Source organism: Bacteroides sp. CAG:189 (genome assembly GCF_000432295.1).
Classification (GTDB): Bacteria; Bacteroidota; Bacteroidia; order Bacteroidales; family Bacteroidaceae; genus Bacteroides; species Bacteroides salyersiae.
The window spans coordinates 125,728-128,416 of the sequence record NZ_HF991056.1 but is presented as its reverse complement, the minus strand read 5'-3'; the positions used below and the strand labels follow the sequence as shown (position 1 = coordinate 128,416).

The window sequence follows — 2,689 nt, the reverse complement described above, 5'->3', positions numbered from 1 at the left end:
ATCCTGCTGAAACCGCATAAAGAAGATGAAAAGAAAAAATCAACTTTCGTCAGCCGTTTCCATACAGCATTCAATGTCTATTATGACAATATATTGAAACGATATAAAAAAGGTACACTTCGTTTCATCCACAAGCCTTGGTTGACCATCGGTAGTGTAATAGCCGGCATCGCCCTGTTGATGTTCCTGATGAATATTACTCCAACCGGTTTGGTTCCAAATGAAGATACCGGTACTATTATGGCAGTTGTCGACATGCCGCCGGGAAGTTCTATGGAGCGCACCACCGAAGTTATGCAGCGCATCGACAGCTTGTTGGGTGCTGACCAAGCAATCGAAAGCCGGACGATGATTGTCGGTTACAGCTTCCTCGCCGGACAAGGACCAAGTTACGGTTCATTTATCTGTAAATTGAAACCTTGGGAAGAACGAAGCATCAAGCAACGTTCCGATTTCGTATCCGGAATGCTTTATCTGAAAGCCCGTGAAGTCATCAAAGATGCACGCGTATTGCTGTTTGCACCTCCTATGATCCCGGGATATAGTGTATCCAACGGTTTCGAGTTGAACTTGCAGGATAAAACCGGTGGTAGCCTGGATAAGTTCTACGAAGTAGCACAAGACTTCATTACCAAGTTACAAGCGCGTCCGGAAATTCAGTCTGCACAGACATCCTTTAATCCGAATTTCCCGCAATACATGATCGATATTGATGCCGCCGCCTGTAAAAAGGCCGGTCTTTCACCAAACGATATCCTGACAACCCTGCAAGGATATTATGGCGGTCTATACTCTTCCAACTTCAACCGATTCGGTAAGTTGTACCGTGTAATGATCCAGGCAGATCCCGATAGCCGTGCCAACCTTGAATCCTTGAAATCCATCAAGGTGCGCAACGGAAATGAAATGGCACCCATCACTCAGTTCATGAGCGTTAAACGTATCTACGGACCGGATAATATCAAGCGATTCAATATGTTTACTGCTATGACTATCAACGGTTCCCCCGCTGACGGCTACAGTTCCGGGCAAGCTATCCAAGCAATGCAAGAAGTAGCTCAAGAATCGTTGCCTACCGGTTACGGTTATGAGTTCTCCGGTATGACCCGTGAAGAACAAAGTTCCAGTGGAAGCAGTACAGCCATGATTTTCGTACTCTGTTTTGTTTTCGTATATCTCTTGTTGAGTGCGCAGTACGAAAGTTATATTTTACCTTTGGCCGTATTGCTTTCTATTCCGTTCGGTTTGGCAGGTAGTTTCATTTTTGCCCATTTGATGGGATTGGCAAACAATATCATCCCGATACTCGGAGCAGCTACCAATAATATCTACATGCAAATCGCCTTGATCATGTTGATGGGACTTTTAGCAAAGAATGCCATTCTGATCGTAGAGTTTGCCCTCGACCGTCGTAAGATGGGTATGAGTATCACTTGGGCAGCCGTATTAGGAGCAGGTGCCCGTTTGCGTCCTATCCTGATGACTTCATTGGCCATGGTTGTCGGATTGATTCCATTGATGCTGGCCATGGGAGTAGGTGCCAACGGTAACCGCGCATTGGGTACAGCTGCCGTAGGCGGTATGTTCATTGGTATGATCTGTCAGATCTTTGTCGTACCGGCCTTGTTCGTAATCTTCCAATACCTGCAAGAAAAAGTTAAGCCGATGGAATGGGAAGATATCGACAACTCTGATGCGGAAACAGAAATAGAACAATATGCTAAATAAAGTTAGAAAAAAATTAAGCATGAAAAAACAAATCATATGTATGTTGTGTGCAACTGCCTTTTTAAGCAGTTGCCACATCTATAAATCATACGACAGACCCGAGGATATTGAGATCTCCGGTTTATACCGTGATACGGTAGCAGGAGGTGATACGTTGGTATCCGATACGACCAACTTCGGGAATCTGCCTTGGAGAGAGGTTTTCACCGATTCTCAGCTACAAACACTCATTGAGCAGGGATTGGCGAATAATACCGATCTGCAGACCGCCATACTGAAAGTAAAAGAAGCACAAGCAGCTTTGATGACTTCCCGTCTTGCCTATGCTCCAATGCTGGCATTATCCCCTCAGGGTACTATCAGCAGTTTCGATAAAAGTGCCGCAACCAAAACGTATTCCTTACCGGTAACCGCCAGTTGGGAACTCGACCTCTTCGGTAATTTGTTGAATGCAAAGAGAGGTTCTCAGGTAGCTCTTCTACAAACGAAAGCATACCGCCAAGCCGTACAAACTCAGATTATCTCCGGCATTGCCAATACATACTACACCTTGTTGATGTTGGACAAACAGTTGGAAATCTCCGAACAAACAGCCGATGTAATGAAACGCAACGTAGAAACGATGCGTGCCATGAAAGATGCAGGTATGACGAATGCTGCCGCCGTTGCGCAAAGCGAAGCCGCCTATGCGCAGGTTATCGCCTCTCTACCGGCTATCCGTCAAAGTATCCGCGAAGCCGAAAACGCCCTCTGCATGCTTTTAAGACAAGCACCGCAAGCTATCAAACGCAGCACATTGGAAGAGCAGCAATTACCCACACAATTCTCTGTTGGCGTACCTTTGCAGCTATTATCCAATCGTCCGGACGTGAAAGCCGCCGAAATGAATCTGGCAAGTACTTATTATAATACCAATGCCGCCCGCGCTGCTTTCTATCCGCAAATCACGATTAGCGGTTCA

2 protein-coding genes are annotated in these 2,689 nt (G+C 45.9%); both read left to right on the top strand.

The annotated features are described in order from the left end of the window. Window positions 1-1,728: efflux RND transporter permease subunit (locus QVP90_RS08250; RefSeq protein WP_288204098.1), on the top strand; the 1,728-nt coding region annotated here is incomplete at its 5' end. Window positions 1,729-1,747: 19 nt separating this feature from the next. Continuing rightward, window positions 1,748-2,689, top strand: a 942-nt coding sequence (locus tag QVP90_RS08245; protein ID WP_288204097.1) for a TolC family protein, incomplete at its 3' end; no start/stop codon positions are given.